Origin of the sequence: Marinobacter sp. LV10R510-11A (genome assembly GCF_900215155.1) — a bacterium.
GTDB lineage: Bacteria > Pseudomonadota > Gammaproteobacteria > Pseudomonadales > Oleiphilaceae > Marinobacter.
In genome coordinates, this window is record NZ_LT907980.1 from 3,987,584 (window position 1) to 4,013,735 (window position 26,152).

The 26,152-nt window shown below is 50.7% G+C and carries 28 protein-coding genes and 3 pseudogenes; 20 read left to right on the top strand and 11 right to left on the bottom strand.

The annotated features are described in order from the left end of the window. Positions 1 to 2 precede the first annotated feature (2 nt). The 10 genes from CPH80_RS19160 to CPH80_RS19210 all read left to right on the top strand — a co-directional run bounded on the left by CPH80_RS19160 (position 3) and on the right by CPH80_RS19210 (position 11,763). Positions 3 to 797, top strand: coding sequence for an adenylate/guanylate cyclase domain-containing protein (locus CPH80_RS19160; RefSeq protein ID WP_096280377.1), 795 nt, complete (start codon positions 3 to 5; stop codon positions 795 to 797). Between the two features lie 102 nt (positions 798 to 899). Beyond that, positions 900 to 1,241 (top strand): hypothetical protein, encoded by a 342-nt coding sequence (locus CPH80_RS19165; protein WP_096280379.1) that lies wholly within the window; start codon positions 900 to 902, stop codon positions 1,239 to 1,241. Positions 1,242 to 1,406: 165 nt separating this feature from the next. Continuing rightward, entirely contained in the window at positions 1,407 to 2,978 is a 1,572-nt protein-coding gene (locus CPH80_RS19170) for a transposase (RefSeq protein WP_096280381.1), read from the top strand. A gap of 210 nt (positions 2,979 to 3,188) precedes the next feature. After that, complete coding sequence (locus CPH80_RS19175) at positions 3,189 to 3,500, top strand: hypothetical protein (protein WP_096280383.1); 312 nt, start codon at positions 3,189 to 3,191, stop codon at positions 3,498 to 3,500. Between the two features lie 164 nt (positions 3,501 to 3,664). Beyond that, the gene (locus CPH80_RS19180; protein ID WP_096280385.1) at positions 3,665 to 4,558 is read left to right on the top strand and encodes a glycosyltransferase family 32 protein; all 894 of its coding nucleotides are present in this window, start codon (positions 3,665 to 3,667) and stop codon (positions 4,556 to 4,558) included. Between the two features lie 15 nt (positions 4,559 to 4,573). Next, entirely contained in the window at positions 4,574 to 6,793 is a 2,220-nt protein-coding gene (locus CPH80_RS19185) for a family 16 glycosylhydrolase (protein ID WP_096280387.1), read from the top strand. A gap of 194 nt (positions 6,794 to 6,987) precedes the next feature. After that, positions 6,988 to 7,986 (top strand): M14 family metallocarboxypeptidase, encoded by a 999-nt coding sequence (locus CPH80_RS19190; protein WP_227520258.1) that lies wholly within the window; start codon positions 6,988 to 6,990, stop codon positions 7,984 to 7,986. 195 nt (positions 7,987 to 8,181) lie between these two features. Then, a complete protein-coding gene (locus CPH80_RS19195; protein WP_096280389.1) occupies positions 8,182 to 9,864 on the top strand; it encodes an AMP-binding protein in 1,683 nt (560 codons plus the stop codon). 165 nt (positions 9,865 to 10,029) lie between these two features. After that, a complete protein-coding gene (locus CPH80_RS19200; protein WP_096280391.1) occupies positions 10,030 to 10,653 on the top strand; it encodes a BRO family protein in 624 nt (207 codons plus the stop codon). Between the two features lie 348 nt (positions 10,654 to 11,001). Continuing rightward, positions 11,002 to 11,763, top strand: a complete 762-nt coding sequence (locus tag CPH80_RS19210) for a metallophosphoesterase (protein ID WP_096280393.1) — start codon at positions 11,002 to 11,004, stop codon at positions 11,761 to 11,763. A 12-nt stretch (positions 11,764 to 11,775) separates the two neighbouring features. On the opposite strand, the pseudogene CPH80_RS19215 reads toward CPH80_RS19210, so the two are convergent. Beyond that, a pseudogene (locus CPH80_RS19215) lies at positions 11,776 to 11,865 on the bottom strand (PLDc N-terminal domain-containing protein); the annotation flags it as partial. A 466-nt stretch (positions 11,866 to 12,331) separates the two neighbouring features. On the opposite strand from CPH80_RS19215, the gene CPH80_RS19220 reads away from it, so the two are divergent. Further along, entirely contained in the window at positions 12,332 to 12,877 is a 546-nt protein-coding gene (locus tag CPH80_RS19220) for a YgjV family protein (protein ID WP_096280395.1), read from the top strand. A 193-nt stretch (positions 12,878 to 13,070) separates the two neighbouring features. Next, entirely contained in the window at positions 13,071 to 13,895 is an 825-nt protein-coding gene (locus CPH80_RS19225) for a sulfite exporter TauE/SafE family protein (RefSeq protein ID WP_096280397.1), read from the top strand. 99 nt (positions 13,896 to 13,994) lie between these two features. On the opposite strand, the gene CPH80_RS19230 is transcribed toward CPH80_RS19225, so the two are convergent. Together CPH80_RS19230 and CPH80_RS19235 are read right to left on the bottom strand one after the other, a co-directional pair. Next, a complete protein-coding gene (locus CPH80_RS19230) occupies positions 13,995 to 14,249 on the bottom strand; it encodes a hypothetical protein (protein WP_227520259.1) in 255 nt (84 codons plus the stop codon). Positions 14,250 to 14,341: 92 nt separating this feature from the next. Then, the gene (locus CPH80_RS19235; protein WP_096280400.1) at positions 14,342 to 14,704 is read right to left on the bottom strand and encodes a hypothetical protein; all 363 of its coding nucleotides are present in this window, start codon (positions 14,702 to 14,704) and stop codon (positions 14,342 to 14,344) included. Positions 14,705 to 14,792: 88 nt separating this feature from the next. Between CPH80_RS19235 and CPH80_RS19240 the strand changes: the two genes are divergently transcribed. Together CPH80_RS19240 and CPH80_RS19245 are read left to right on the top strand one after the other, a co-directional pair. Then, positions 14,793 to 15,119 carry an antibiotic biosynthesis monooxygenase family protein gene (locus CPH80_RS19240; protein WP_096280403.1) on the top strand — a complete coding sequence of 109 codons (327 nt, stop codon included), beginning with the start codon at positions 14,793 to 14,795 and terminating at the stop codon, positions 15,117 to 15,119. A 36-nt stretch (positions 15,120 to 15,155) separates the two neighbouring features. After that, on the top strand, positions 15,156 to 15,788 hold the full coding sequence (locus CPH80_RS19245; RefSeq protein WP_096280406.1) for a metallophosphoesterase family protein: 633 nt from the start codon (positions 15,156 to 15,158) through the stop codon (positions 15,786 to 15,788). Positions 15,789 to 16,152: 364 nt separating this feature from the next. Here CPH80_RS19245 and CPH80_RS19250 read toward each other — a convergent pair whose 3' ends face one another. The 4 genes from CPH80_RS19250 to CPH80_RS19265 all read right to left on the bottom strand — a co-directional run bounded on the left by CPH80_RS19250 (position 16,153) and on the right by CPH80_RS19265 (position 19,246). After that, positions 16,153 to 16,650, bottom strand: coding sequence for a hypothetical protein (locus tag CPH80_RS19250; RefSeq protein WP_096280409.1), 498 nt, complete (start codon positions 16,648 to 16,650; stop codon positions 16,153 to 16,155). Between the two features lie 518 nt (positions 16,651 to 17,168). Continuing rightward, positions 17,169 to 17,507 (bottom strand): tRNA-binding protein, encoded by a 339-nt coding sequence (locus CPH80_RS19255; RefSeq protein WP_096280411.1) that lies wholly within the window; start codon positions 17,505 to 17,507, stop codon positions 17,169 to 17,171. A 24-nt stretch (positions 17,508 to 17,531) separates the two neighbouring features. Further along, positions 17,532 to 18,425 carry a DMT family transporter gene (locus CPH80_RS19260; RefSeq protein ID WP_096280414.1) on the bottom strand — a complete coding sequence of 298 codons (894 nt, stop codon included), beginning with the start codon at positions 18,423 to 18,425 and terminating at the stop codon, positions 17,532 to 17,534. A gap of 89 nt (positions 18,426 to 18,514) precedes the next feature. After that, a complete protein-coding gene (locus CPH80_RS19265; protein ID WP_096281805.1) occupies positions 18,515 to 19,246 on the bottom strand; it encodes an AraC family transcriptional regulator in 732 nt (243 codons plus the stop codon). 459 nt (positions 19,247 to 19,705) lie between these two features. Here CPH80_RS19265 and CPH80_RS19270 point away from each other — a divergent pair, with 459 nt between their 5' ends. Further along, complete coding sequence (locus CPH80_RS19270) at positions 19,706 to 20,053, top strand: hypothetical protein (protein WP_180326120.1); 348 nt, start codon at positions 19,706 to 19,708, stop codon at positions 20,051 to 20,053. An 80-nt stretch (positions 20,054 to 20,133) separates the two neighbouring features. Here CPH80_RS19270 and CPH80_RS19275 read toward each other — a convergent pair whose 3' ends face one another. The 4 genes and pseudogenes from CPH80_RS19275 to CPH80_RS19290 all read right to left on the bottom strand — a co-directional run. After that, on the bottom strand, positions 20,134 to 20,334 hold the full coding sequence (locus CPH80_RS19275) for a PLDc N-terminal domain-containing protein (RefSeq protein WP_096280417.1): 201 nt from the start codon (positions 20,332 to 20,334) through the stop codon (positions 20,134 to 20,136). A 123-nt stretch (positions 20,335 to 20,457) separates the two neighbouring features. Then, positions 20,458 to 21,150 carry a glutaredoxin domain-containing protein gene (locus CPH80_RS19280; RefSeq protein ID WP_096280420.1) on the bottom strand — a complete coding sequence of 231 codons (693 nt, stop codon included), beginning with the start codon at positions 21,148 to 21,150 and terminating at the stop codon, positions 20,458 to 20,460. Continuing rightward, positions 21,147 to 22,118 carry an FAD binding domain-containing protein gene (locus CPH80_RS19285; RefSeq protein WP_096280423.1) on the bottom strand — a complete coding sequence of 324 codons (972 nt, stop codon included), beginning with the start codon at positions 22,116 to 22,118 and terminating at the stop codon, positions 21,147 to 21,149. Before CPH80_RS19285 ends, CPH80_RS19280 begins: the two co-directional genes overlap by 4 nt. After that, positions 22,115 to 22,642, bottom strand: a pseudogene (locus tag CPH80_RS19290) (2Fe-2S iron-sulfur cluster-binding protein); the annotation flags it as partial. The gene CPH80_RS19285 and the pseudogene CPH80_RS19290, both read right to left, overlap by 4 nt. A 463-nt stretch (positions 22,643 to 23,105) precedes the next feature. On the opposite strand from CPH80_RS19290, the gene tnpA reads away from it, so the two are divergent. From tnpA to CPH80_RS19315, 5 genes and pseudogenes are all read left to right on the top strand, one after another. Then, positions 23,106 to 23,426, top strand: coding sequence for an IS66 family insertion sequence element accessory protein TnpA (gene tnpA / locus CPH80_RS19295; RefSeq protein ID WP_096280428.1), 321 nt, complete (start codon positions 23,106 to 23,108; stop codon positions 23,424 to 23,426). After that, entirely contained in the window at positions 23,426 to 23,794 is a 369-nt protein-coding gene (tnpB, locus tag CPH80_RS19300; protein WP_096280431.1) for an IS66 family insertion sequence element accessory protein TnpB, read from the top strand. Before tnpA ends, tnpB begins: the two co-directional genes overlap by 1 nt. Positions 23,795 to 23,833: 39 nt before the next feature. Next, complete coding sequence (gene tnpC / locus CPH80_RS19305; protein WP_413772245.1) at positions 23,834 to 25,471, top strand: IS66 family transposase; 1,638 nt, start codon at positions 23,834 to 23,836, stop codon at positions 25,469 to 25,471. Positions 25,472 to 25,490: 19 nt separating this feature from the next. Continuing rightward, positions 25,491 to 25,859: pseudogene (locus CPH80_RS19310) on the top strand (DUF4112 domain-containing protein); the annotation flags it as partial. A 74-nt stretch (positions 25,860 to 25,933) separates the two neighbouring features. Continuing rightward, positions 25,934 to 26,152 carry a VF530 family DNA-binding protein gene (locus CPH80_RS19315; RefSeq protein ID WP_096280439.1) on the top strand — a complete coding sequence of 73 codons (219 nt, stop codon included), beginning with the start codon at positions 25,934 to 25,936 and terminating at the stop codon, positions 26,150 to 26,152.

The window sequence follows — 26,152 nt, forward strand, 5'->3', positions numbered from 1 at the left end:
AAATGATAGGTAAAGATCAATTACCTGAAAACATAAAAAAAATAATTAACAAACAAGTAGAAAAGTTTAATATACGCGTCTTTACTGAAGAAGTTGATGAAATACCTAATGTGGATGATATTCCTGGCGAGGGTTCTGCAAAATGGTTAAAAATAAAGGATGTAATATGTGTTTTCGTAGATATGAAAAATTCAACAAAACTCAGTGCATCGCATCATGCGGGAACTACTGGTAGAGCCTATACCCTTTTCACAGGTACAGCTGTTCGATTATTTAAAGAGTTTGGGGCCTCTTATATAGACATCAAAGGCGATGGTGTTTTTGCTTTGTTTAACTCAAATAGAGTACATGCGGCTTTTGCATCAGCCGTTACTTTCAAGACTTTTATAAAAGAAGAATTTACGACAAAAATAGCTAACAAAACTGATGTTGATACGGGTGTTCATATAGGTATCCATCAAGCCACATTGTTGGTAAGTAAAATAGGTCTTCGTAAAAGTGCTTCGAGAGGGGATATGCATAATGAGGTATGGGCGGGTAAAACAGTTAATATGGCTTCTAAGTTAGCTAGCCTGTCCGATAGCAATGAAATCCATGTTTCAGATAAATACCATTCAAAATTAAGGTCAAGAAAAGCATTATACTCATGCGAATGTGACGATTCTGTGTTTTTATGGGAAGAAGTAGATATTACGAATGACGATAAATTCTCGTTTAATAAGGCAATGGTTTTAAAGAGCGTTTGGTGTAAAAAGCATGGGGCAACTTATTTGACAGAAATTTTAGATACTGATTAAGTTTTAAATTTAGTGCATACAAGTCGCATCAGTACGCGGCCTTCGGCTGTCGCTGTGCTTCGGCGTTATGCTAAATGTGCAGGTACAACAGGGAGTTGGGATATGCTCAATTTGGGTTGGAAGCGGCTACTAATTGTGCTTTCGGTACTTTGGTTGATTGGTTCGATCACAGTAATTGTGTATGAAAGGCAGACGATAAATCCATTTGATCAATTTGATGAAACTCTTCCAACATACGGTTTTTGGGAATGGTCACCCGCGCACATTTCTGCCGAAAAGTTCCTAGATGCCGACCCAGGGGAGCAATTGCGACACTTAACTATTCAAGTCGTACCTGCCGCAGTCACCGTTATTTTGCCTATTTTTTGTCTGTGGGTAGGAGTATTCGCATTCGCTTGGGTGCGCGAGGGCTTTGGTGCTGAACGCGAATCTGGATCACAATAGTAGGCCGAGTATCAGGCCTAACAAGTGCAGGCACGGCGACGCCCTTTACATTGCGCCTACGGCTCCATTCCAAGGGAGCGCATGCTGCAAGCGTTGAGGCTGTAGAAAAACCTCAAATCAGACTGATTTTGGTAGAATCGAGAAAACAGACAAGGAGCTGTCGGAATGCCTCGTTTCAAGCACTACAATTACGACCAAGATGCGATGGTGGTCATCAACTACCAGGAACAGCTCCAGCCCGGCACCTTTGAGCACGCGGTTCACTACCTGATCGAACACAAGCTGGATCTGACGGTTTTTCACCCGAAATATCGAAACGACGACACCGGACGGCTGGCTTATGATCCGGCCATTCTTCTGAAGATCATCCTGTTCGCCTACTCCAAAGGCATCACGTCCAGCCGCGAGATCCAGTGGTGCTGCGAGACCAACATCATCTTTAAAGCGCTGTCCTGCGATACCGTTTCGCACTTCACCACTCTAGCCAAGTTCGTCAGCCAGCACGCCGATGAGATCGAAGAGCTGTTCGAGCAAATACTGCTGGTGTGCCATGAACAGGGCCTTCTGGGCAACGAACTGTTTGCCATCGACGGCTGCAAAATGTCGTCAGACGCCGCGAAGGAATGGTCTGGCACCTTTAAAGAGCTGGGCGAAAAACGGGACAAGCTGAAACGGTTGATTCGCTACCATTTGCATGAGCATCATGAACGGGATAAGGCTGAAACCGAAGCGGAACTGGATCGAGATATTCGCCGCGCCAAAACCGTCCTTTCTCTGGATGAGTCCATGAAAAAAGTGGATCGCTTCCTAAAGACGAACAGCCCAAGGATGGGCCAGGGGAAACGACCCAAGGAAGTGAAGAGCAACATCACCGATAACGAAAGCGGCAAGATGACCACCAGTAAGGGCACGATCCAAGGCCATAACGGCGTGGCCACGGTGGATAAGAAAGATCAGGTCATTATCGATGCTCAAGCCTTCGGTGAAGGCCAGGAATACCACACGTTAAAGCCAGTGCTGGAAACGGTTCAGCGCCGCTATAAAAAGCTGGGTATCGCCGACAACATCTATCAAACCGGCGCGATAGTGACCGCCGACACAGGCTTCGCCAACGAAGCCAATATGCAGTACCTGCATGAGCAACAGATCAACGGTTACATCCCGGACAATCGCTTCCGCAGCCGTGATCCGAAGTTCGCCGAGCAGAAAGACAAGTACGGTAAGCGGCATCAGAACCTCCCGGACAAGGGTTGGAAAGACACCATTGCAGCGAGTGAATTCCAGTTCGATCCTGTGAAGCTGACCTGTATTTGCCCATCCGGCAAGGCACTTACTTATCGAGGGCAGCGGGAAGCTCTGAACGGCAAAATTCGAGTGCACTTCGAAGGTCGCTTGCTGCAATGTCGCCACTGTCCTAAGAAGCACGAATGTATGCAGAATCCGGCTTCGGCGAACCACCGCAACGGCTCCGGCCGACAGGTCTCCTTCACCGTTGAAAACAAACGCGCACCAAATTACACCGACTGGATGAAGCACCGAGTAGATAGCCAGCAAGGCAAAACTATTTACGGTCATCGCATGTCAGTAGTTGAGCCCGTGTTCGGCAACATCGGCAGCAACAAGCGCCTGAATCGCTTCAGCCTGCGGAGCAAAAAGAAGGTGCAGGGTCAGTGGCAATTGTATTGCCTGGTGCACAACATTGAGAAGCTGGCGAATTACGGGCAGTTAGCGGCATGACTACTAAACTTCGATGAAGCACGAAACAGCCTGCAGAGGGCTATATGGAGAGCGTTTAGCGCCGGATCTCGATAACGCTGCGGTGTTGCCACCAAAGGATCAAACTTGCGACAGTTGATCGCAGGATGTGAAAAAACAATAAAGCGGCTGCGGGCTGGGCTCTGAGAAGGGTTTTTCTACAGCCACGTTAGCGTCGCAAAGGGATTCCAGATGAGAAAACTATTCACAGAAAATGAAATCGTCCTCTGCACCTACATAGTCAGATTTGGCCGGAGCTATTTCAATGAAAAGAGAATTACCCGCTTGGAAAATCGCTCTGAAGCGTCGGTCAAAATGAAAGTGCAAAATATCGCGGCAATGTTGAAGGAAGAAGGATTCGAACACAGCTCCGATGTGTCAGCCCTGAGTGGTGTGCCCCCGGGCGAAGAAGGCAGAAGAACAAACTGGAATATCGTGGCTCCAATCGCCGATATCAGCAAAGAAGACCTCAAGCAAAAATGCAAAGAAATTTTCGGCTTGTGAGGAGTACGCTAACAAGGCGTTCCAGCGGACCCCGAACACTCCGCGGCTGTTTGCGCATACTACGGCATTGTTGCGCAAACACCCACTCCGCATTCGGGCCCGCTGAACTGGGCGTTATGCAAGAAGCCACTAGTCTTCACCATGACCAATATGGATATTAAATTTTGAAACCAGACGTTAGAACTCTTAAAAGCTGGAAATGGAAACCGTCCAAAAATGCTGTAAAAGCTTCCGAAGACGACACGTTGCGATCCGTTTTTGTAAGCGAACTTCTACAGAGTGTAGACACTTCCGGCTTTAGCACCCTAAAAATAACAAACCAGATTCCGACGATTATTGTTCAGTTCTGGGATGAGTATGATATACCAAAAGACGTTCAAGGATGTATTGATTCATGGCGAGTCCTTGAATATAAAGGTTTTGAGCATCGCCTATTTAATAATAGTACTGCTAGACAGTTTATTAAAGATAACCTGCACAAAGAAAACGTTAAGGCATTCGATCGCTGCTACCATCCTGCAATGAAAAGCGACTACTTCCGTCTCTGTTTTATCTACTGCAACGGAGGGTTTTATGTTGATGTAGATGACGTCTATTCCGGATCGGATATTAGCGGTCTCTTCTTTGATCAAAGGATGAAGCTACAGCCCCTTTGCTTTGACGTTGATGCAAATTCTATGATTTCTCCTGACAAACTCAATATTAGTAGCGAATTTACAAATAACCGGATTTTCTATTTTAATAATAATCCTATTATAGCGCCTCCTCGCAACCCCATAATTGAATACGCGCTTGCGAGATCAACTTACCTTCTTCTCGAACGCGATGAAAATATTTTTCCTGAAATTCAGTCAACTACGGGCCCTGGAAACATGTCCGCTAGTGTTGTGGCGTACTTAGCTGATTATCCAAATAATGAGCGAGAAAAACACCTAAACATTCTCACTGAATGGGAGGATTGCGCCCAAACTATTTGGAAACTTAGTTATCGTGATGATGATAGAAATTGGCGTTTATCAAATAGAAAAAAATATACTAGAACAAAATCAGAAACTTAAATGGCCTGAATATATATGAACAAAATAAATATCCCAGGGCCTGTCTTAAGGTTTATGTATCGTTTCGCTTTGCGAACTAAAAAGCTTCTGCCCAAGAAGAGGTGCATCGCGTTTAATAAGATCGATAACGAATCAATACACGGCTGTATTGAATATATCTATGTTATAAATCTTGATCGGCAGCCCCAACGATGGAGGCAAGTCTTAAGCGAATTTTCAAATTCCCTAGACGCTAAAGGAAGAGCACTGTCAGAGTATGTCAGGCGAGTTTCTGCTGTAGATGCTTTAGAGTTTGAAAGTGTGGTGGAGTCAGAGGCTGTTGACAAAACCTATACATTAGGTGAGCAACTTCATGTCGATCCACGAAGGGTGTTACCCAGTAAGCTGAACCTGGGTGAAGAAATCCAAATGAGCAGGCAAGAAATAGCTGTAGCTCTTTCACATATAGAAATATGGAAGAAAATAGCCACTGGAAAAGAGCAATATGTTTTAGTTATAGAAGATGATATTTGTCTTAGTCATAGATTTTCAAATTATGTTGGGAAAGTTTGGAATGAGCTACTCAAAATCCGAGGTGAGTCGGTGTTATTTGACATCCTTTATCTTTCATATAACGAGGTTGATCAGGGAGCAGAAAAGACTCCTGTTACTGAGAATACATTTAAAGTTTTCAGAGGCGTATGGTTTTTATCCGGATACGTTCTTTCGAAGAGAGGAGCAGAGAGACTGTTAAGCCAACTTCCAGTGCGTGGTCCTGTAGATCTCTGGGTAAATCACAAGTTTAGTACTATTGATGCTTTGCTTGCCTCTAGCTCCGTGATTAAACAACGTATAGATGAAAAATCTCAAAATTCATATTCAATCTTGCCAGTACTTTCAAAAATAGGCGTTATTAATTCGGAAACACCCGGAACTTATGAATCTATCCCACTTGTTAGGCCAATATTTGTTGTAGGTGAGGATAATGAAAGTCTTACTTCGTTAGCTATGGCTCTCTCAATGCTTGGATATCGTTGCTGCAGCGATCTTGATAAGTTACCGGACGGAGAGAGGGGATTGCTTGCCGAAGAAGACGGAGGATCTAATTTTGATGCCTTTGTCAATGTTGGTTGTATTTATATGAGTGTTGACCAGTTAGCTCCAATACATCCGAATGGTCGTTTGATTGTTGTAGGCCAGAGCTTATCAAAGGATGAGATTGCCTCCTTAACAGAAGGTTGGTCCGATCGCAGTTTAGTTTTAACTTCAAATACTGTTTATGAATGGATAACGCTATGTGAGTTTCTAGGGCTTGTTCCTCCCGCTAGCCCTTATCCAAAGCTACGAGGACTCGGACAGCGTAAACTAGATCAGAAAAATAATGCCTTGAAAAATAAAAATCAATTAAGTCATGTATGGCTAAAAACTGATACATCTCCATGGATCCTCCCTGTTAAAAATAACTTACATGGATTTTCTTTAATATCGAATAATTTAAATAATTCAGAATGGACGTGCGTTGCGTCGGATAGCTTCAATTCCTTTAATGATGTTTTTTGGTTAAAGAGAGATGATACATTCACAGGAAATATGGCTTTGTTCAGTCCATTAAATTTATCTATAAGCAATGGCTCTCTTGCTGAAATTACTGTATTGCATGAAGACTTAGGAGTAAGGCAGTTCGGTGCAGGTGCTTTAACTTCTAGACGGGATTTTTTGTTTGGCCGTTTTGAAGCTGTTATTAAACCACCAAAAATAAGTGGTATTATAACAGGTATGTTTCTACACCGGGATTCACCGCGCCAGGAAATTGATATTGAATTTTTAGGTAAAGATCCCAGGAAATTGCTTATTAATGTTTATTACAATCCCGGTTGTGAAGGTGCTCGTTTTGACTATGGATATAGAGGTACGCCCGTAGTAATAGATCTTGGGTTTGATGCGACGACTGACTTTCATTCATATGCTATCGAATGGGATGAAAATGAACTCAGATGGTACGTGGACGGAATAATCGTTCATAAAAGATCCAGTTGGCAACCCACTCCAATACCTCACTTGCCAATGAAGTTCCACCTAAATTGCTGGCCATCAGCGTCACGCGAACTAGCAGGAAAAATAGATGTAAAATTACTGCCAGCGAAATCTTTAATCAAATCGGTTCTCATTTCTACCTCTGAGCATGACCATTTAAAAGTTATGAACAATATGCGCGAGTCCGAAGGTGAAGAGTTGTTGGAATTCGAAAAGACATAATCCTTTGCAATCGGGCTTTGTTTATACCCATAGATTGCATAACAAGAAAGTGCGGCCGACACAGTAAACTCTGCGGCTGACGTTGGCGCTATAGAGTGGTGAAAAATCATCAGCTGAGAAGGAGCTGCGGCTGTGAAGAGAGTTGTCTTGAGGCGACGTCAGGCCTGATTGCGAGCTTAGGCGCGGATGCTAAAATGCCCGCCAGCATTGATGACCATCACTGGAGAAAAAGCGATATGAACACGGCTCCCACATTCTATCCAATCGGTAAACCCGGCACTCCCTGGGGCGACGAGGAACGCGCCGAGTGGTTGTCACGACAGCCCCGCCAACGCAGCTACGAGTCCGAGGTGTTGAGTGTGATCGAGCGCCTGCGCCCGCACTTCGACGCGGAACAGTATGGCCGTCTGGACTATGGCCCCGATAGCTATCCGCTGATGGCGATCCGGAGCCGCGACTGGCGTGACGATCTGCCGGTCGTGTTGATAACGGGCGGGGTACACGGCTATGAAACCAGCGGTGTACACGGCGCGCTGCAGTTCGTCGATCAGCATGCGGCGGATTACACAGGCCGCGTTAACTTGCTGGTTGCGCCCTGTGTCAGCCCTTGGGCTTATGAGCGCATCCATCGCTGGAACCCGAACGCGGTCGACCCCAACCGCTCGTTCCGCCATGGCAGTCCGGCTGAGGAGTCGGCGGCACTCATGCAACTGGTGGCGCCCGTTCGCGATCGAGCACTGATGCATATCGACCTGCATGAAACCACCGATACCGACGAAACCGAATTTCGCCCTGCGCTGGCAGCCCGTGACGGCAAGCCGTTCGAGCCGGGTGGGATTCCCGACGGCTTCTATCTGGTCGCTGACAGCGAGAACCCGCAGCCTGAATTTCAACAGGCGGTGATCGAGGCGGTGGAGCAGGTCACTCATATCGCCCCGGCCGATGACAACGGCGAGCTCATCGGCTCACCGGTGGTCACTCGGGGTGTTATCCAGTACCCGCTCAAGCAGCTGGGCCTGTGCGCCAGTATCACCAGCGCCCCCTACAAGACCACCACCGAGGTCTATCCCGACAGCCCCCGTTCGACTCCCGAGCAATGCAATGCCGCGCAGGCTGCAGCAGTGTGTGCGGCGATCGACTACGCGCTGCTGGCTTCGTCCATGTCAAAGATCAAGCAAGTAAAGGCGCTCTAACCGAAACAGATCGCGATTGCCTTCACGCCCTTCGTCGAACGCTTTGCGTTCGTGGCGGTTGGTCAGATGCTCAGCTAAACTTTTGTTTTATGGATCTTATAGCCTAGAGCTTTCTGCGAGACTGAGCGGCGAGCCACAATATAACAACTATAGCAGCCGGTCCCGGACCGCGGACTGTGAAACAAGGAGAAAGCGATGCAATCGGCAGACGCATTCAAGGCGGCTCGTCAGCAACTGTTGGACCTGCGCGAAGACTACGACAGCGCTTACGAGACCTTCAAATGGCCCGAGCTGAACGAGTTCAATTGGGCGCTCGACTGGTTTGATGATTACGCCAAAGACAATGGGAAGATCGCGCTCTGGCTGGTAGATGCCGACGGCAGCGAATACCGTTACAGCTTCGAGCAAATGCGACAGAGCTCCAACCAGGTCGCGAATTTTCTGCGCGACCAAGGGCTCAGGCGGGGCGATACCCTGCTGATCATGCTCGATAATGTCAGTGAACTCTGGGAAACTATGCTGGCTGCGATCAAGCTGGGTGCCCTCGTAATTCCAGCCAGCACGCTGCTATCGAAGAACGATCTCGGCGACCGGCTTGGGCGTGGTGGTGTCACTCATGTGCTCACCACCAATGAACATGTTCCCAAATTTGAAGGCGTGGCAGAGGGGCTGGATCGCATCGTCGTAGGTGAACCCTGCGAGCCGTGGATTAATTACGAAGATGCCTACGACTACTCGAAGACTTTCGAGCCGGAGGGCGTAACCCTCACCACCGACCCGATGCTGCTGTATTTCACGTCGGGCACCACCTCCCTGCCGAAGCTTGTACTGCATACGCATCAAAGCTATCCGGTCGGTTCTCTGTCGACCATGTACTGGCTCGGTCTGCAGCCCGATGATATCCATTTCAATATCAGTTCGCCGGGCTGGGCCAAGCACGCCTGGTCCAACCTGTTCGCCCCCTGGGATGCCGGTTGCACGGTGTTCATCTACCGCCAGCCGCGCTTCGACGCGCTTGCCACGCTAAAAGTGATCGCCGACAAGGGCGTAACCTCCCTGTGCGCGCCGCCCACTGTATGGCGCATGCTTATCCAAGAGGACCTGGCGGCTTATGATGTGAAGCTCAAGAGCCTGGTCGGCGCGGGCGAACCGCTTAATCCGGAAGTGATCTCACGCGTAGAAAAAATCTGGGGCCTCACAATTCGCGACGGCTACGGCCAGACTGAAACCACGGCCCAGATCGGCAATCCGCCCGCACAGAAAATGAAGTCTGGCTCGATGGGTCGGCCGTTGCCCGGCTACAAGATCACACTGCTCGACCCGCTCGATAAGGAAGTCACTGAAGGCGAGATCGCCATCGATGTGCGTAACCAGCGTCCGCTCGGTCTAATGCAGGAATATCGTGACGATCCCGAACGCATGGCGAAGGCGCTGCACGACGGCTTTTATCGCACCGGCGACGTGGCCAGCCGTGATGACGATGGCTATTACTGGTACGTCGGCCGCGCAGACGACGTGTTCAAGAGCTCGGACTATCGCGTTAGCCCATTTGAGCTGGAATCTATTCTCATCGAGCACGAATCCGTGGCCGAGGCCGCAGTTGTGCCGGCACCTGACGAGATGCGGCTGAGCGTACCCAAGGCCTATATCGTGCTACGCCGTGAATACGAGCCTGGCCCGGAGGCGGCAAAGGCCCTGTTTGCTTTCATTCGCGAGCGCATGGCGCCGTACATGCGGATTCGCCAGATAGAATTTGCCGAGTTGCCCAAAACCATCTCCGGCAAGATTCGTCGTGTTGAACTACGTACCCATGCTGCCAGCAGCGAACAGGGCGAGTATGCCTATACCGAAACGGATTTTCCCGAGTTGAAGGGCTGATAAAAAAGAACGGAAAAAAAGGGGAGCGCCACTTGGCCACTCCCCTTTTTGGTCTGCACCGGTTTCAGAGGAGGCCTGAAAGGATCAGCCAAGGCCCTGCCGGCTATTATACTTGGGCAAAATTTCGGGACTGTCCGCTTATGAATAACTTGCAAGGAGCGCAACATGAAAAATGAAATGATTCATGCCCTGACAGAGAGCTTTGAGGGGCATGCCCAACAGACAGAGAACGGCGTAGAATTCTGGCTGGCCAGGGATCTCCGGCAACTGCTGGGTTATAGCGAATGGCGTAATTTTTTGTCCGCCATTACTAAGGCAAAAACAGCCTGCGAAATATCAGGGCATGATATCGGCAACCATTTTGTTGATGTCAACAAAATGGTTGAACTGGGCTCCGGCAGCCAGCGTGAGATAAGTGACATCATGTTGACCCGCTACGCGTGTTATCGAATCGCCCAGAACGGCGATTCGAGAAAGCAGGAAATCGCCTTTGCCCAAACCTACTTCGCCATGCAAACCCGCAAGGCCGAGCAGATTGAGCAACGCCCACTGGCAGATTTTGCGCCCACCATTATCCTAAAGGCCAAGGACTTCGCCACCGAGATCACCATTCATAACGCCCGCGAAAAGGCCATGAGTCGCGAACAGCAGATTTCTCAAGAGCACGTTACCAACAATGAGGCTGTGCGCCAGACCCTGCTGAACCGAGGCATTCGTCCGAAAAGAAAGCAATTAAAAACCCCGATGGGTTGGAGGAGCAATGAGCCGACTTTTGAGTGTCAGTTGTAGGTCACATGCCCTCCCGCATTAGCCATCACTGGAGAAAAAGCGATATGAACACGGCTCCCGCATTCTAACCAATCGGTACGCCAGGCACTCCCTGGGGCGACGTGGAACGAGCCGGGTGAGATTCCCGATGGTTTTTATCTGATTGATGACAGCGAGAACCCTCATTCTGAATTTCAGCAGGCGGTGATTGAGGCGGTGGAGCAGGCCACTCATATCGCTCCGGCTGACGACAATGGGGAAATCCTTGGCGCACCGGTAGGGAGAATCAGTTGTTGTCTAGGTAGAATCAAACAGAGTGTAAGCATTTAAAAACAGCGCTTTGTAGGGGTTTTCCAAGGAGATAAGATTGTGCGCTTGCGAATACTGTCGGATTTGCACGTTGAGTGTTTTCAGGAAGGTCGCGATGTGCCTGATGTGGCCGCGGATGTGGTTATCCTTGCCGGGGACATTCATCGTAAAACGGATGGCCTTGTCTGGGCGGCGGAACGGTTTTCCGGGCAGGAGATCATCTACGTTGCGGGCAATCATGAGTTCTACGGAACAAGCATGCCCGACACGCGTGAAGCATTGCGTGCCGATGCCAAGCGCCTGGGAATTCACCTGCTTGATAACGACACGGTGAACATTGGCGGCGTGCGCTTTCATGGCACCACATTATGGACAGATTTTGATCTGTATACCGGCCAGCCTGGCTATGATCCGTTGCAAACTGAACGACGCGCGCTGGCGTTTATGCCTGATTTCCGCATTATCGAGCAGCCGGCGGGCGGGGTGTTCTCAATTGTAGAAAGTCAGAGGTTGCATGCAGAAGCCATTGCCTGGCTTGAGTCGGTGCTAAGCGAACCCTGTTCGGGGCCGCGAGTGGTAATCAGCCACCATGCGCCGTTACCAGAGTGTATTCCGCCAAAATATCAGGGGGACTCGGTGTCGCCGGCCTTTGCTTCGGACTTGCGGGCACTGATGGGCAAGATGGATTTGTGGGTTCACGGCCACGTTCACGAACCTGTTGATCTGCAGGTGGCTGGCACCCGGATATTCGCCAACCCGGGAGCCTATCCGAAAGAATATGACCCACCACTGTTTGTCGCAGACAGAACTATCGAGGTCTGAGCAGCGCAACCGCTACCCTTTGGGACCGAATAGATACCAGATGATTAAACCGACCAAGGGGAAAATAATCAGCACAATAATCCAGAACACTTTGGCCAGAGTGCTTACCCCGCTTGCCTGATCGTCCTCGCGGACAAATCAGCTACCGATGTGTACCCATTCGTCACGAAATGCGGGGGGCGACTAATTGTGCCTTTGGCATCAACATAGGGCGAGAACTGGCCACCGGTCGGCTGGCACCTACGAGATCTGCCAACTCCTGCCGGATTCGGGTATAGCTGTTATAAGCCGGTGGTAACTCTGCCCGGTGTTCCATGACCTGCAAGAAGATCCAAGCCTTGGAGACCCCAAGGGGCAGGCACAGCATAGCCTACGTTTTTTTTGGCGGCTGTTTTTCATTTATGAATCAACCGAGAAGGAAGGTACAACCAGTGAAAACAGGGAGCCCAACACAATCGGTCCAAACTGTTGAATCGTGTCGCTGTCAATAACGCATCATTCAGGCTGAAAGCCCCCACCTTTAAGATACTGGCTTCTTTCGATAGTGCCCGTGCCATATACTGTGTTCATGTTCGAGGAGATGAGTTACGCCGCCCTGGCGGGCCAGATTGTCAGCCTGATTGCGCTGGGCTTTTGCATTGTCGGCTTTGCCAGCAGGCGCGATGACCGGCTGATGGTGTTGTTGATTGCGGCGAACGTGGCCTTTGCGCTGCAGTTTGCCCTGTTCGGCAGTTGGACGGCGGCGGTTCTGAGCTTGCTGGTGATCGGCCGCATCATGCTGGCGCGGCGCTATGCGGGCAACTGGCAGGTGATGCTCGCGGTACTGGCAGTAAATCTGGTGGCCGCGCTACTGACTTGGCGCAGCCCGGTAGATTTTTTCGCCATTGCGGCGGCTATTTTCGGCACCCTGGGCATGTTCATGCTCAGGGGCATTCCGATGCGCCTGATGCTGGCCGCCGCGGCTGTCGCCTGGATGCTGAACAATATCGCCATTGGCTCGGTGGGCGGCACGTTGGCGGAGGCCATGGTGTTGGTCACCAGCTTCATCACCATATACCGGCTGACGAAAATGAAACGGCGTTATCCCGAGGCTTTTGAGAAAGCAAAAGAGTGATTTAATGGGCGATATTTTCCCGGTGGTGCAGGGTGCCGTCTTTGATCCACCCGCCTATTTTCGGCTTTCCTGATACCGCTTGTGCAGTTCACGAATGGCTTCTGCAGTCAGCGTCTTGTTGCCGTCAAGCTAGAAGGTGGCTTGCACGCTCGAAGTCCGCAGGGTCGTACCTATCCTCGCTACTAAGGAAGTTATGTCAGATCTTTCCCTGATTCAGTATGGCCTGATCGCGCTGATTTTCATCTGGAGTGGTTTTGTGCGCTCCGGGCTGGGCTTTGGCGGGGCAGTGCTGTCGCTGCCCTTTTTGCTGCTGGTGAAAGACGACCCGCTGGTATTTCTGCCCATCATTGCGGTGCACCTGCTGGTGTTTTCATCGCTGACCATCTGGATGAACAATCGCCGCAGTCACAACAGCAAAGGTAGCAAAAGCGGCCAGAAATTAACCGGATTCGGGCCGGATGCTGCCACAAATGCGCCGGAAAGCACGGTTGACTGGCCCTATCTGAGGCGAATGCTGGGCATTATGTTGGTGCCCAAGCTGATTGGCGTATTTGGTTTGTTTACGCTGCCAGCAAATGTGCTGAGTACGATTATTTTTGTGATTGTCGCGATTTACTCGGTGTCGTACATCATTAACCGGCCGTTTCACAGCAATAGTAAAACCGTGGATGTGGCCCTGTTGATGGCCGGTGGTTACATTAGCGGTACCTCGCTGATAGGAGCACCGCTGATTATTGCGGTTGCGGCGCAGCACGTGGCACGGGAGAAACTGCGCGATACGCTGTTTGGCCTTTGGTTCATTCTGGTGTTGATCAAGCTGGCAGCGTTCATCTGGGTCGGACTTGACCTGCAGCTGATTCACCACCTGTGGTTGCTGCCCTGCGCCGCCATAGGACATGTGATCGGGCTACGCTTTCACGAGCGCATTCTGAAAGCGGAAACACCGGTGTTTTTCCGCCTGCTGGGAATGGTGCTGTTGGTGGTCAGCTGTGCGGGCATGGTCAGCGTGTTGCTTTAACGGTACTGTTTGTCGCAGGCAGAATTATTGAGGTCTGAGCTATTGGGATTTGAGACCTCGCTGCGTATACGGACTATGTACGCAGCGACGGTAGCGGCTTCATGATATCAGTGGGTTGTAGGCAGTTCGGTTGTAGGCCCGAACACTTCGTAGTGCAACTGATCGTCGGTGAATCCGATGCTGTTCGACTTTCTTCAACGTGAAGTGTTTGAAGACGAAGTCAGCTTCATCCGCACTGCGGTCGCGAACGACTAATACCGATACCCAGTGAGTATCACTTTTGTTGTCGCCGCCACGCTTGCGAGTAGGCCGTGCCGTGATCTTACGTTGGCCTTTAAATGATTCACGGAACATCGTCTGATCAGCCTCCACAATGCCAGTGAACTCGTGGGCATTGAGCTGATCCGCCAACTTTAAAAAACGGTGGCGCCAACGGAACGCGGTGCTTAGATGGATACCACAGCGGGCGGCCGCTTTACGTAGGTCTCGGAATCCAGCATAGACTGGGCGTACTCCATCCACCGATCGCGATTACGCAGCCACGTTAGCGGAGTACCGGTCAGGGCGGTGAAAGTTTTACGACAGCCACAACAGCGGTATCGCTGCATGCCTTTGAATGTCCCCCAGCGATGGATTGCTTTGTGGGAACATTTTGGGCATTGGAGGTGGGATTGCAGATTTTGTTCAAGGTGTTCGAGGATATCGGGTATAGCTTCCGGGTGCTGCAGCCTATCGAGCAGCTGATGTCGTTGACTGGGACTGAGAGAATCGATAACGGTACTGAGCTGGGTAAATTGCTCCTGGTTCATCGGAAACCTCCGGAGGTTTGGCTACGGTTCTGTAATCCTAGTACACGTTCAACATTTTACGAGAACATAGCCGATAGAGGAGGCATGTATGAAGTACATCTTCGAAGTGCATATCAGGGAGGGCTATACCGCCGAGGATTATGCGGATGCCTGGGTGCGTGCAAGTGAGTTGATTCAGCGTGCGCCGGGCGCGCAGGGAACGGAGTTGCACCGCAAGATCGGTGATCCGGATACACTTATCGCCATTGCGCACTGGGACAGCAAGGCCAGCCGAGATGCGATGGAATCGCAACACAATTCCGACGTGGCTGAGATTATCCGCAGTGCGGCGCCTTTTTGTGAAATTCGGCCACTTGGTGAGTTTGAAGATCCCGAATGGGTTGTTAATCCGCCAACCGGGGTTGGCAGTCAGTGAAAGGTGTTAGTGTCGGTTTTCCAAGGAGATAAGATTGTGCGCTTGCGAATACTGTCGGATTTGCACGTTGAGTGTTTTCAGGAAGGTCACGATGTGCCTGATGTGGCCGCGGATGTGGTTATTCTCGCCGGGGACATTCATCGTAAAACGGAAGGCCTCTCCTGGGCGGCGGAACGATTTGCCGGGCAGGAGATCATCTACGTTCCAGGCAATCATGAGTTCTACGGAACAAGCATGCCCGACACGCGTAAAGCACTGCGTGCCGATGCCAAGCGCCTGGGAATTCACCTGCTTGATAACGACACGGTGAACATTGGCGGCGTGCGCTTTCATGGCACAACACTATGGACAGATTTTGGTCTGTATACCGGCCAACCGGACTATGATCCGTTGCAAACCGAACCCTGTTCGGGGCCGCGAGTGGTAATCAGCCACCATGCGCCGTTGCCAGAGTGTATTCCGCCAAAATATCAGGGGGACTCTTTGTCGCCGGCCTTTGCTTCGGACTTGCGGGCACTGATGGGAAAAATGAATCTGTGGGTTCACGGCCACGTTCACGAGCCCGTTGATCTGCAGGTTGCTGGCACCCGAATACTCGCCAACCCGGGTGCCTATCCGAAAGAATATGACCCACCATTGTTTGTTGCAGACAGAATTGTTGAGGTCTGAGTTATAGCGATCTGGAGCTTCGCTGCATATACGGCCTATGTATGCAGAGACGGCAGCGGCTTTCTGAAATCCTGACATCGGTACCCAGAGGCATGAAAAACCCCGGAGTTCTGAAAAGCCCCCTTCAAGTTGGTCAATGTCCAACTTTCGGGAGTCAGTTCACCTTGCCTAGGGCTGTGATTTTATTTATGGAAGGTCTGAAAATAGATCTAACCCGATTTTCCATCACAGATTCTGAAAAAAATAAAATATTTGCTCGGAATAAAAGTTGAAAATCATCAATGTGCTCTTGGCCAATTTTTTATATTTTTGGAATGAAGCTCCATGGCAAAACACCAATTAAATCCATATATTTGGATATATGTCATTCATCGACAGCTCTCTTTGAAAAATAATGAATAGAAATTAATTCAGATTCATAACTATCAATATGCTTGAAACCTACATTGGTGCAGCTTTCAATAATAAATCTTTTAGTATAAGATTTGGATTCAAAATCTAGGCCTCTAAACACATCGCCTTCGTCAGTTTTATTTAAAAAAATATTTGAGATTTCACATTTTTTGTAATAATCAAGTCTGATTTCTTTTGCCTTATCTGTCGTGTTGAATTGGGAAATAACAACATCGAAACCATGGGTGTAGTAATTGTGTATCTGAGACTTGCATTCATTTAAATTCCCAATTAGATTAAATGGAAATACACACAAAATAGGAGCTGATTCAATATTTATTAGCTTATAAAAATCAGATAAGCAGGAGTTAATGAATTTACCTTCGACATGACTATTTTTTGAAAGATATTCATCGATGCATGGCTTAAGGCTGCGAATATCTACGCCAATATAGTTAACCCTGTTCATGGCGCTGCAACCATAAAGTCTAACCTCGTCACAGCCAAGCTCAATTAAAGTTCCATATATTTTTTAGATAAAATTTTTGATATGTATGCTTGCTCATAATTTAAATATCTAACAATTTCTTTACTGAAATTATTAGTATTCATTATCTGGCTTCCGTCTTTTCCGGCGTAATAAGTATTATTTTTCATAGTCTAACTCCATGTATTAAAAGCACACAAGCCGAGCTAAACAGAATGTATTGCTTAGCTGTTTTTATACGATTATTTTCGAAGCAAATGCACAAAAATAGCGTAACTTTGTGTGTGCGACTGAGGCCTTCCCTCTTGGCACTTCCACTCTATGGTAATTGTAGAAATCTCAGTATCTAGCTTGAGCCAAAAAAATTGGGTAACAAGTAAGTGTCAGCCATCACACCGTACTAATGATGGTCGGATCTCAAAGAGAGAAGCATATACGGCCAATCTATTTGCGAACGCTAGCCAGCAATGGTGTTGTCCCATGTTTCAGACTGACAATAATCAGAAGAGCCTCTTGCCATTTGCGACCGGGAAATCCGGAGTTACCAATGCTACTGCACCCACATCTGTTTGCACTCCGGTAACAAGACATTCAGACACGAACGGACCGATCTGTTTGGGAGGAAAGTTGGTGACGGCGAGCACCTGCTTGCCGTTAAGCGTTTCCTTGTCATATAGCTCAGTGAGCTGTGCGCTGGATTTAAGAACACCGACCTCAGGACCGAAATCCACCTTCAACTTGTAGGCATGTTTTCGTGCTTCAGGAAAATCCTCTACCTCGATGACAGTACCAACCCTTAGTTCTACCTTTTCAAAGTCATCCCAACTAATCATATTCAGCTCCTCCAGAACAAAGATTGATCACTAAACGGTTTCAGATTCGGGCAGCGGATGACGCTTTGCACTACCGGCGATCAGGGAACCCAGCACAATCAGAACACTGGCGGCGATGACAGCACTGGTGGCTTCTCCATAACCCGCGACGATCAACAACACCACCGAAATGAGCGGAGCGCTGTAAGCCAGAGTACCAAGCAACTGGATGTTGCCGTGCTTAACTCCATAATCCCAAGTAAAAAAGGCGATACCGACCGGTCCCAGACCAAGACCCAACACGCCAGCCCATTGCACCCATCCCGTTGGCCATACCGTTGTTTCCCAAACCAGATGACACAGCAGGGCCAGAACAGCGGTCACACCACAAAACCAGCCTACTGCATCTGTCGGTACGCTTTTTACCAATCGGGACAGAACAGAGTATGACGACCAGATCAACGCACAACTAAAGGCAACCAGATAACCGTCGAAATTCGCCATAGCAAAACCACCGCTATTGCTTCCGATCAACAACCAGCATCCCAGGAGGGCGAACATGGCACCCATGATGTGCTGTTTTCGCAAGGACTCGCCGGGTAAGAATGAGGACATTAGAACGATAAACAACGGCCAGAGATAGGCAAGCAGGCTCACTTCTACCGCCGGCGCCAGCGTCATGGCCTTGAAATAAGCAAAGTGGTAACCGAACAGGCCACCAACTCCGATACACCAGGCCAAAAGTGGCTGACGCAAATACCGGGTTCCACCATGGCCAGCGCGGAACCAGCGAACACACATCAACAGAAATGCGATGCCAAAGGTCATCGCCATCAGCTGAAATTCCGGAATGTCCCCACCGGAAAGCTTGGTCAACAGCGCAAGCGTTCCCCACAAAAATACAGAGATCGAGCCTATCCACGTCGCCGCGATAATGGTTGCCATGACTTCCCCTTAAAACAATCAGTTCATAACCTACAGGGGACGAAGTTTATGATCAGTGGTGGGTCGTCTGCTTTTCGATTACGGCAGCGTTATTTCGATTTGCGGCGAAATTGACTTGGTGATTTTCCGAAGTGGCGGGAAAAGCGATCACTGAAAGACGACAGTGAGCCGTACCCTACAGAGTCAGCAATTCGCTGAATATTGAGATCCGACTGTTCCAGTAATCGCCAGGACTCCTGCATGCGTAGCTCGGTCAGGTAATGGTGAGGTGTCATGCCAATCTGTTTACGAAACAACTCGTTAAGCTGCCGGATGCTCAGGTGAGAAACAGTCGCCAGCTCGGCGGCGGCAATTTTTTTGTGAAAGTTATCGTCGATGAATTGCTTCGCCGCAGAGACTCTCCGATCCAGGTTTAGTACGTCGCCATGGCGCTCCTGCATAAGCTGAATCAACAACAGCAACATCTGATGCTGTGTGTGAGATGACCCTGTTCCGTTTACCAATTGAGAGCGCAGAAACTGGATGTAGTGAAGCAATGCGGAATCCAGCTCAACAAAGAAGGGGAGCCGCTCCAATGCAGGGGCATGAACCTCTGGTACATCAGCTACCAAAAATCGATTTTCTTCAGAAGCGGAATACCCGTGGTCACTTCCGGACGGAATAATAGCGGCTCGGTTCCGTTCTACGTCACCCTCGGTTTTGTCTACAGACAGCGAAAGTTTACCCAGCAGGGGTAATACCAGTTGGTGGTGTCCATGGGAATGTTGTTTACCTTCATTGCCATAGCTTCGTAGGTGGAGACTAACGTCGGATGTAGCCATATAAGGAGTATATTCGAATGACGTCGCATAGAGGAGCACCTGGGCGCCGACGATCAATTACATGTGCGCAACGTGAGCCTGCCTCTTGTCGGGTCAAACTAACATCACAGAAAAACGCTGAGAAGGTCATCGCCGCAGCCGCACGCTGGCAACTTCTGAGTGAGCCCGCGATCTGCCTGACGTGCGTGCAGATGCTAAGCGCCTGGGAATTTACCTGCTTGACAATGACATGGTGGACATTGGCGGCGTGCGATTTTATGGCACCACGTTCACGAACCTGTTGATCTGCAGGTTGGGTTGCTGGCACCCGAATATTCGCTAACCCGGGTGCCTATCCGAAAGAATATGACCTACCATTGTTTGTTGCAGACAGAATTGTTGAGGTCTAACGAAGAGAGCGGCAACAGCCGGTGATGGCGTTGTATAGTAAACAATGAAAGCACACCGGATGGAGTCGCAGTGATCGCCGACCAAAAACAACTTCTCATGATCCTTGCCGTTGGCTGGATTTCGATCGCCTATGATCGTTACATTCCCAAAATGCTGGCCATTGGCCTTGGCGCAAATACCATGAGCTTCACAGCGTTTCACAACGCTTTTTACACCTTGGAAAGCGGCGGCGTGGATTTTTCCAAGCGCATGGAGCAGACCTACGAGCTGCTCAAACAGGATCGAAAAACTCTGGGATTGAAAACCCGCTACCACGATGAGCTGCCAGAAAACCTGTCTCTGTGTGAAGCCATCGATCGCGACATCATCGTGTGCGACAACGTCGGGACCAACTGGGTCTTTGTTCGGGTTAATTAATAATCCCAGCACAGCCTTGAAAAAATAGTTCAGGCTGTGTCGACCGGCCGGTCATATATCCCAGAAAACGTCTGGCCGCGCTACCCTTTGGGACCGAATAGATACCAGATGATTAAGCCGACCAAGGGGAAAATAATCAGCACAATAATCCAGATCACTTTGACGAGAGTGCTTGCCCCGCTCTTCGCTACTTTAACGATGGCCAAGATAACGATGATCAGCCAGATTAAACTCAGCAGGCCACCGAAGACATTACCCATGCTACCGAACAAACTATCCATGTATTTCTCCTAATGAAAATCGGGACTTCCACAGGCTGACCGAGGCCGGCCCTCGGTAAACCGAAAGGTGGTTTACACCTCGGCCGCCGTAGGCCTGAGGCGCAGATTAACTTGGCTAAGCGATCATCGCGTGGCCATCAAGGCTTCGAGTTCATCGGCGCCACCAATCAGTTGGCCGTCGATAAATATTTGCGGGGTTGTGCCACGGCCCGTTACTGCCTGCAACGTACTGTATGACAGGCCAGCGGCGCCCAGCATTATCTCTTCATACTTGTAGCCCTTGCTCTGTAGTAGCGTTTTGGCGCGAGTACAGTGCGGGCATCCTGGCTTTGAGAAAAGGCTTACCCGTGCCGGTAATGTCACATCTGGCTTAATATAATGAAGCATTGTGTCCGCATCGGACACTCCAAATGGGTCGCCTGGCTTGTCCGGCTCGATAAACATTTTCTCGATTGTGCCGTTTTTGACCAGCATCGAATATCGCCAGCTGCGGTCGCCAAACCCGTGGTAGCGAATGTGGTCATCAAAAAGCATGGCTCGGGACTGGGTAAATCGCCCCTCATCGCCGGGTTCACCAAAAGGTGTTTGCATTGCAGAGTTGTGATGCGTTAACACGGCAACAACACCCGTACTGTTCTCGGCAGCACGGGTGTCGAGGTGTTTGATGCGACCGGCGGGAATCGTCGCTTCAACAATCCAGCCCACAAGTGGCGGCTGATCGAAGGCGTGTTCAGCCGCGTAGGTTGCACGGCCCGATACTTTTAAAGGGCCATCGACCCGATCCAGTGGCTGTCCGATAGATGCCGGATTGGTCATGCCGAGACCTCCTCTTCCGAATGGGCTGCATCCCTGAGCGTGGCTACCAGCGTGCGTCGGGCCAGGGGTATCTTGAAATCATTGTTGTCGTAGCCCTTGGCATCGGCCAGTTCGGCCTCCGCCGCGAGCCGGAAGTTGGCCTCGGTCGCGGCCTTGTGAGCGCGCCAGGGCTTATGGGCTACACCGCCAAACGCGATCCGGATACTGTCCACCTTGCCCTCTACCACGTGGAGAATGACACCCACGGAGACCAGGGCAAAGGCGTAAGAACTGCGGTCCCGAACCTTGCGGTACATTTGCCGGCCCGGTGGCGGCGCTGGCAGAGTTACGCCGAGAATCAACTCCTCCGGCTCCAGAACCGTATCCTGCTCTGGATGGTCTCCCGGCAGGCGGTGCAGTGCCTCGACAGGAAGTTCGCGTTCACTCCCATCGGCGGCCCGCAGCGTTAGCCTCGCATCCAGTGCCACCATCGCTACGGCCATATCCGAGGGATGGGTGGCGATGCACTGGTCGCTGGCGCCCAGGATAGCGTGAATGCGATTCTGTTCTTCGCGTGCACTGCAACCCTCGCCAGGGTTGCGCTTGTTGCAGGGGCGCGCGGTGTCATAGAAATAGAAACAGCGGGTGCGCTGTAGCAGGTTGCCACCGGTGGTTGCACGGTTACGCAGCTGGGCGGTTGCGCCTGACAGCAAGGCGGCCGACAACAGCGGCCAGGTTTTTCGCACCCGGGGGTCACTGGCCAGTGCCGTATTGGTCACCAGTGTGCCGACTCGCAAGCCACCGTTTTCACCGTCTTCGATGGAGGCAAGCTTGAGGCGGGAGATATCCAGCAGGCGATCTGGCACCTCAATCTCGTGCTTCATCAGATCAATCAGGTTGGTGCCACCGGCCAAAAAACGCGCCTGGCCGGGCTCATCACGCCCGATTTCTTCCACTGACTGGATACGTCGATAGTCAAAGGGTTTCATGTTGCGGGTCCCCCGTTCTTCAGGGCGTGTGAGTCGGCCGTGTCGAGGATCGCCTCGACGATGTTGACGTAGGCACCACAGCGGCAGAGATTGCCGCTCATGCGCTCCTGGATTTCCGCGCGGCTCAGGGTAACGTCTCCCCGCCCGGTGACATCGCTGGGCTCGCCATTTCCCACTTCCTCAAGCATACCGACCGCGGAACAGATCTGGCCGGGCGTGCAATAGCCGCACTGAAAGCCGTCGTGTTTCACGAACGCCCGCTGCATCGGATGCAACTGCTCTCTCTGGCCCAGACCCTCGATCGTGGTCACTTCACTACCTTCACACTGGATCGCGAGAATCAGGCAGGAATTAACTCGTCGACCATCGAGTAGCAATGTGCAAGCGCCGCATTGGCCGTGATCGCACCCTTTCTTGGTGCCGGTCAGATTTGGGCGTTCCCTCAGGGTGTCAAGAAGAGTGGTACGGGGATCGTCGTTGAGCGTGACCTGTTTTCCGTTAACATTGAGCACCGCCATGCCGGGCCCTCCTAAGCAGTTGCGCGTCTAATGAGCTTAGTCAACATGCCGATGGTAAGAGATTACCAAGTGTCCACACACTGGTCGCGACAACCACAAGCACCTATACGACGGGCCCACTCCACGGCAGTACGCAGCGACAGTATCTGCCGATCTCTATAGTGAGTGCTTATGATGCTGTGAGTTTTGTGTTGTTCGTGATGTACTGGATTGATCAACGAGCTGCGCAGCGGAACCCGTTGGTCAGCACCAGGCTTCTGAGACTTTTTCAGGATATTTTATGGCAAAACCCACCGAAGCCCGGCAGCGGGCGATACTTGCGCGCCTGGATAAGTTCAGTTGCTTTACCGACAGCAGCATCGGTATTCCCTTCACCCGGTTCCAAAGTAAGCGCCAATAAATCAGCACCTACATTTCGGCTCGCCGATTGCACACACTGACTTCCTCACCCATTCCATGAGGAATCAGCATGACCCCAACCGAACGAGCACACGTCTGGCAGCAGCATATTACTGACTGGGAAGTCTCCGGCGTGTCCGGCAGCGCTTACTGCAAGCAGCAGTCATTGGTTTATCATCAATTCGTTTACTGGCGCCGGAAGCTGGTCTTGACTGAAGACTCCCTGGAGCAAGAGCAAGCGGCCACCGGGTTCGCTCGGGTCGTTTCTGTTCCTGGCGCTACCATCGGCGGAGCCGACGGCTTGACGGTGTCACTTCCCGGTGGTGTTTCCATCACCGGTTTACACGCCGGCAACATCGAGTTGCTAGGCGCTGTTTTGAGACAGCTGTGATGCGCCACCGATATTTACGCCCGTCCTTGTCGTTGCCAGAGATTTATTTGTACCGGGCACCCGTGGATTTCCGCAAGCAGGCCCAGGGTCTGGCAGTATTGGTTGAACAGGAGCTGGGCCACAATCCGTTTACCGGTGCGCTCTACGCCTTCACCAACAAGCATCGGAACAAGATCAAATGCCTGATGTGGGAAGACAACGGTTTTGTGCTCTATTACAAGGCGCTGGCCGAGGAGAAATTCAAATGGCCTAAGGCCTCGGATGAGCTGATGTCACTGACGGGCGAGCAAATCAACTGGTTGCTGGACGGCTACGATATTGCCTTGTTAAAAGGGCACAAAACACTGCATTATGAGGCTGTTAATTAGCTCTTTTTTCGTGCTTTAGGGCGTTGTTTTTGCTATACTTTGTTCATGAGATTAAAGCCTGAAGCACCTTCAAAAACACCCGATGTCAGCGGCCTTTCAGCTGCTGAATTACTGTCGGCTGTCGAAGGTCTTCAGCAGGAACTGGCCGCCAAGAGCGCTGAAATCCAACAGCGCAATCAAGAGGTCAAACAACGCGATCACTATATCCAGATTCTTGAAGAACTGCTGCGCTGGAAACGGATTCAGCAGTTCGGCGCCAGCAGTGAGAAGTCCGCACACCAGATTCATCTGTTTGACGAAGCCGAGCTGGAAGTTGAGATTGATGCCCTGCGCGATCAGTTACCAGACGATGTCAAAGAAGAAGAGGCACCACCGGCTTCCCGTAAACGTCGGCAGCGTGGATTCTCGGAGACACTGCTGCGCGAGCGCATCGAGCTGACCCTCAGCGACGAAGAAAAAGTCGGCGCCAGTAAGACCTTCTTCACCAAGGTCAAAGAAGAGCTTCAGTTCATCCCCGCTCAGCTGAAGGTTTTGGAATACTGGCAGGAAAAAGCCGTGTTCGAACAGGATGGCGAAGAGCGCATCCTTGCAGCCATCCGCCCCGTCCACCCTTTAGGTAAGTGCACAGCCACTACCTCGCTGCTGGCGTACATCATCACCTCGAAATACGCCGATGGCCTGCCTCTGTATCGTTTGGAGCACATGCTCAAGCGCCTGGGGCATGAGATCAGCCGCACCAGCATGGCACACTGGGTTATCCGCCTGGATGACGTGTTCAAACCGCTCATCAATCTGATGCGCGAAGTGCAGAACAGCAGTGATTACTTGCAAGCCGACGAATCTCGAATGAACGTTCTGAAAGAGGACGGTAAAACGGCGCAGTCTGATAAGTGGATGTGGCTGACCCGCGGTGGCCCGCCAGGGCAACCGTCGGTTCTGTTTGAATACGATCCCTCACGGGCGGGCAGGGTACCGGTACGTCTGCTTGACGACTTTAAGGGCATTCTGCAAGCCGATGGCTATTCGGGTTACGGCAAGGTATGTCGGAATAACGGCATCACCCGGATCGGCTGTTGGGATCACGCCCGACGTAAGTTCGTGGAGGCCACCAAAGCGGCCAAGCCTCAAGGTAAAGGCAAACCCACGAACGTGTCCAAAGCCGATGTGGCCCTGAGTCACATCAACAAACTTTACGCCATCGAACGCAAGATCAAAGCGTTGAGTGTGGCCGAGCGTTACGGCATTCGTCAGGAACTGAGTGTACCCAGACTGAAAACACTGAAGACCTGGCTGGAGGCCAACGCTGGCAAAGTCGCAAAGGGCACCCTGACACGAACCGCGATGGATTATACGTTGAACCAGTGGCCCACCTTGGTGGGTTACTGCGAACGGGGCGACCTACAGATCAGCAACGTGCTGGCCGAAAACGCCATCCGTCCATTTGCAGTTGGCCGAAAAGCATGGCTTTTTGCAGATACCTCCCAGGGCGCCCGTGCCAGTGCCACGTGTTATTCCCTAGTCGAAACCGCTAAAGCGAACAAACTGGAACCGTCGGTTTATATCCAGCATGTTCTGGAGCGCATTGCCGACGCTGACACGTTGGAGAAGCTGGAAGCACTGCTGCCATGGAACGTCAAACTAGAGCGGGTCTCAAAAAAAGTGCCGCAGTTCGACTGAGGGCAAGTGGGTCGGTTTAAGGGCGCTTACGTTCCAAATAGGGGCTGAGGCCATTATCGGCCTGGTGCCGGTGCTGGGCGACGCCGCCGGCCTGGTGTTGTCGAGCTATGTGTTGATCGAGGCTCAGCGAGCGGGAGCCAACAAAGCTGTGAAGCTGCTTATCCTGCGCAACATGGGTATCGATTTTGTCGGTGGCTTGGTGCCAGTGGTGGGAGATGCCTTTGATGCCATCTACAAGGCTAATACCCGTAATACTCGATTGCTGAGAAACTATCTGGAAGAGCAGCTATCTGTGGAGCCGTCTGCGCCGCCCTTTCCTTGGAAGATATTGATCGGGCTGTCCATCCTGTTTGGGGCTGTTACCGCTGGACTGATGCTCATTTTTTGACAAGCGGATGTCCGGACAAACCCGAGGGGCCGCTCCCGGATTTATTCCTCAATTTATAGTGGTGTATTAAAAGTATGAGTAATGAACAACCGAATTATCCATTGCACGGGATTACGCTTGAGAGCGTTGTGACAAGGCTACAAGAACACTACGGCTGGGATGGGTTGGCTCAAAGAGTCAACATAAACTGTTTTAAAAGCGATCCATCAATCAAGTCATCACTGAAGTTTTTACGTAAAACCCAGTGGGCCAGGGATAAGGTTGAGAGGTTGTATATATCAACATTTACATAA

Bases quoted from the DNA above. Each gene is read 5' to 3' on its own strand.
- CPH80_RS19160 (WP_096280377.1), top strand. From the start codon at position 3: ATGATAGGTAAAGATCAATTACCTGAAAACATAAAAAAAATAATTAAC.
- CPH80_RS19165 (WP_096280379.1), top strand. From the start codon at position 900: ATGCTCAATTTGGGTTGGAAGCGGCTACTAATTGTGCTTTCGGTACTT.
- CPH80_RS19170 (WP_096280381.1), top strand. From the start codon at position 1,407: ATGCCTCGTTTCAAGCACTACAATTACGACCAAGATGCGATGGTGGTC.
- CPH80_RS19175 (WP_096280383.1), top strand. From the start codon at position 3,189: ATGAGAAAACTATTCACAGAAAATGAAATCGTCCTCTGCACCTACATA.
- CPH80_RS19185 (WP_096280387.1), top strand. From the start codon at position 4,574: ATGAACAAAATAAATATCCCAGGGCCTGTCTTAAGGTTTATGTATCGT.
- CPH80_RS19190 (WP_227520258.1), top strand. From the start codon at position 6,988: ATGCCCGCCAGCATTGATGACCATCACTGGAGAAAAAGCGATATGAAC.
- CPH80_RS19195 (WP_096280389.1), top strand. From the start codon at position 8,182: ATGCAATCGGCAGACGCATTCAAGGCGGCTCGTCAGCAACTGTTGGAC.
- CPH80_RS19200 (WP_096280391.1), top strand. From the start codon at position 10,030: ATGAAAAATGAAATGATTCATGCCCTGACAGAGAGCTTTGAGGGGCAT.
- CPH80_RS19220 (WP_096280395.1), top strand. From the start codon at position 12,332: ATGTTCGAGGAGATGAGTTACGCCGCCCTGGCGGGCCAGATTGTCAGC.
- CPH80_RS19225 (WP_096280397.1), top strand. From the start codon at position 13,071: ATGTCAGATCTTTCCCTGATTCAGTATGGCCTGATCGCGCTGATTTTC.
- CPH80_RS19230 (WP_227520259.1), bottom strand. From the start codon at position 14,249: ATGTTCCGTGAATCATTTAAAGGCCAACGTAAGATCACGGCACGGCCT.
- CPH80_RS19235 (WP_096280400.1), bottom strand. From the start codon at position 14,704: ATGAACCAGGAGCAATTTACCCAGCTCAGTACCGTTATCGATTCTCTC.
- CPH80_RS19240 (WP_096280403.1), top strand. From the start codon at position 14,793: ATGAAGTACATCTTCGAAGTGCATATCAGGGAGGGCTATACCGCCGAG.
- CPH80_RS19250 (WP_096280409.1), bottom strand. From the start codon at position 16,650: ATGAACAGGGTTAACTATATTGGCGTAGATATTCGCAGCCTTAAGCCA.
- CPH80_RS19260 (WP_096280414.1), bottom strand. From the start codon at position 18,425: ATGGCAACCATTATCGCGGCGACGTGGATAGGCTCGATCTCTGTATTT.
- CPH80_RS19265 (WP_096281805.1), bottom strand. From the start codon at position 19,246: ATGGCTACATCCGACGTTAGTCTCCACCTACGAAGCTATGGCAATGAA.
- CPH80_RS19275 (WP_096280417.1), bottom strand. From the start codon at position 20,334: ATGGATAGTTTGTTCGGTAGCATGGGTAATGTCTTCGGTGGCCTGCTG.
- CPH80_RS19280 (WP_096280420.1), bottom strand. From the start codon at position 21,150: ATGACCAATCCGGCATCTATCGGACAGCCACTGGATCGGGTCGATGGC.
- CPH80_RS19285 (WP_096280423.1), bottom strand. From the start codon at position 22,118: ATGAAACCCTTTGACTATCGACGTATCCAGTCAGTGGAAGAAATCGGG.
- tnpA (WP_096280428.1), top strand. From the start codon at position 23,106: ATGACCCCAACCGAACGAGCACACGTCTGGCAGCAGCATATTACTGAC.
- tnpB (WP_096280431.1), top strand. From the start codon at position 23,426: ATGCGCCACCGATATTTACGCCCGTCCTTGTCGTTGCCAGAGATTTAT.
- CPH80_RS19315 (WP_096280439.1), top strand. From the start codon at position 25,934: ATGAGTAATGAACAACCGAATTATCCATTGCACGGGATTACGCTTGAG.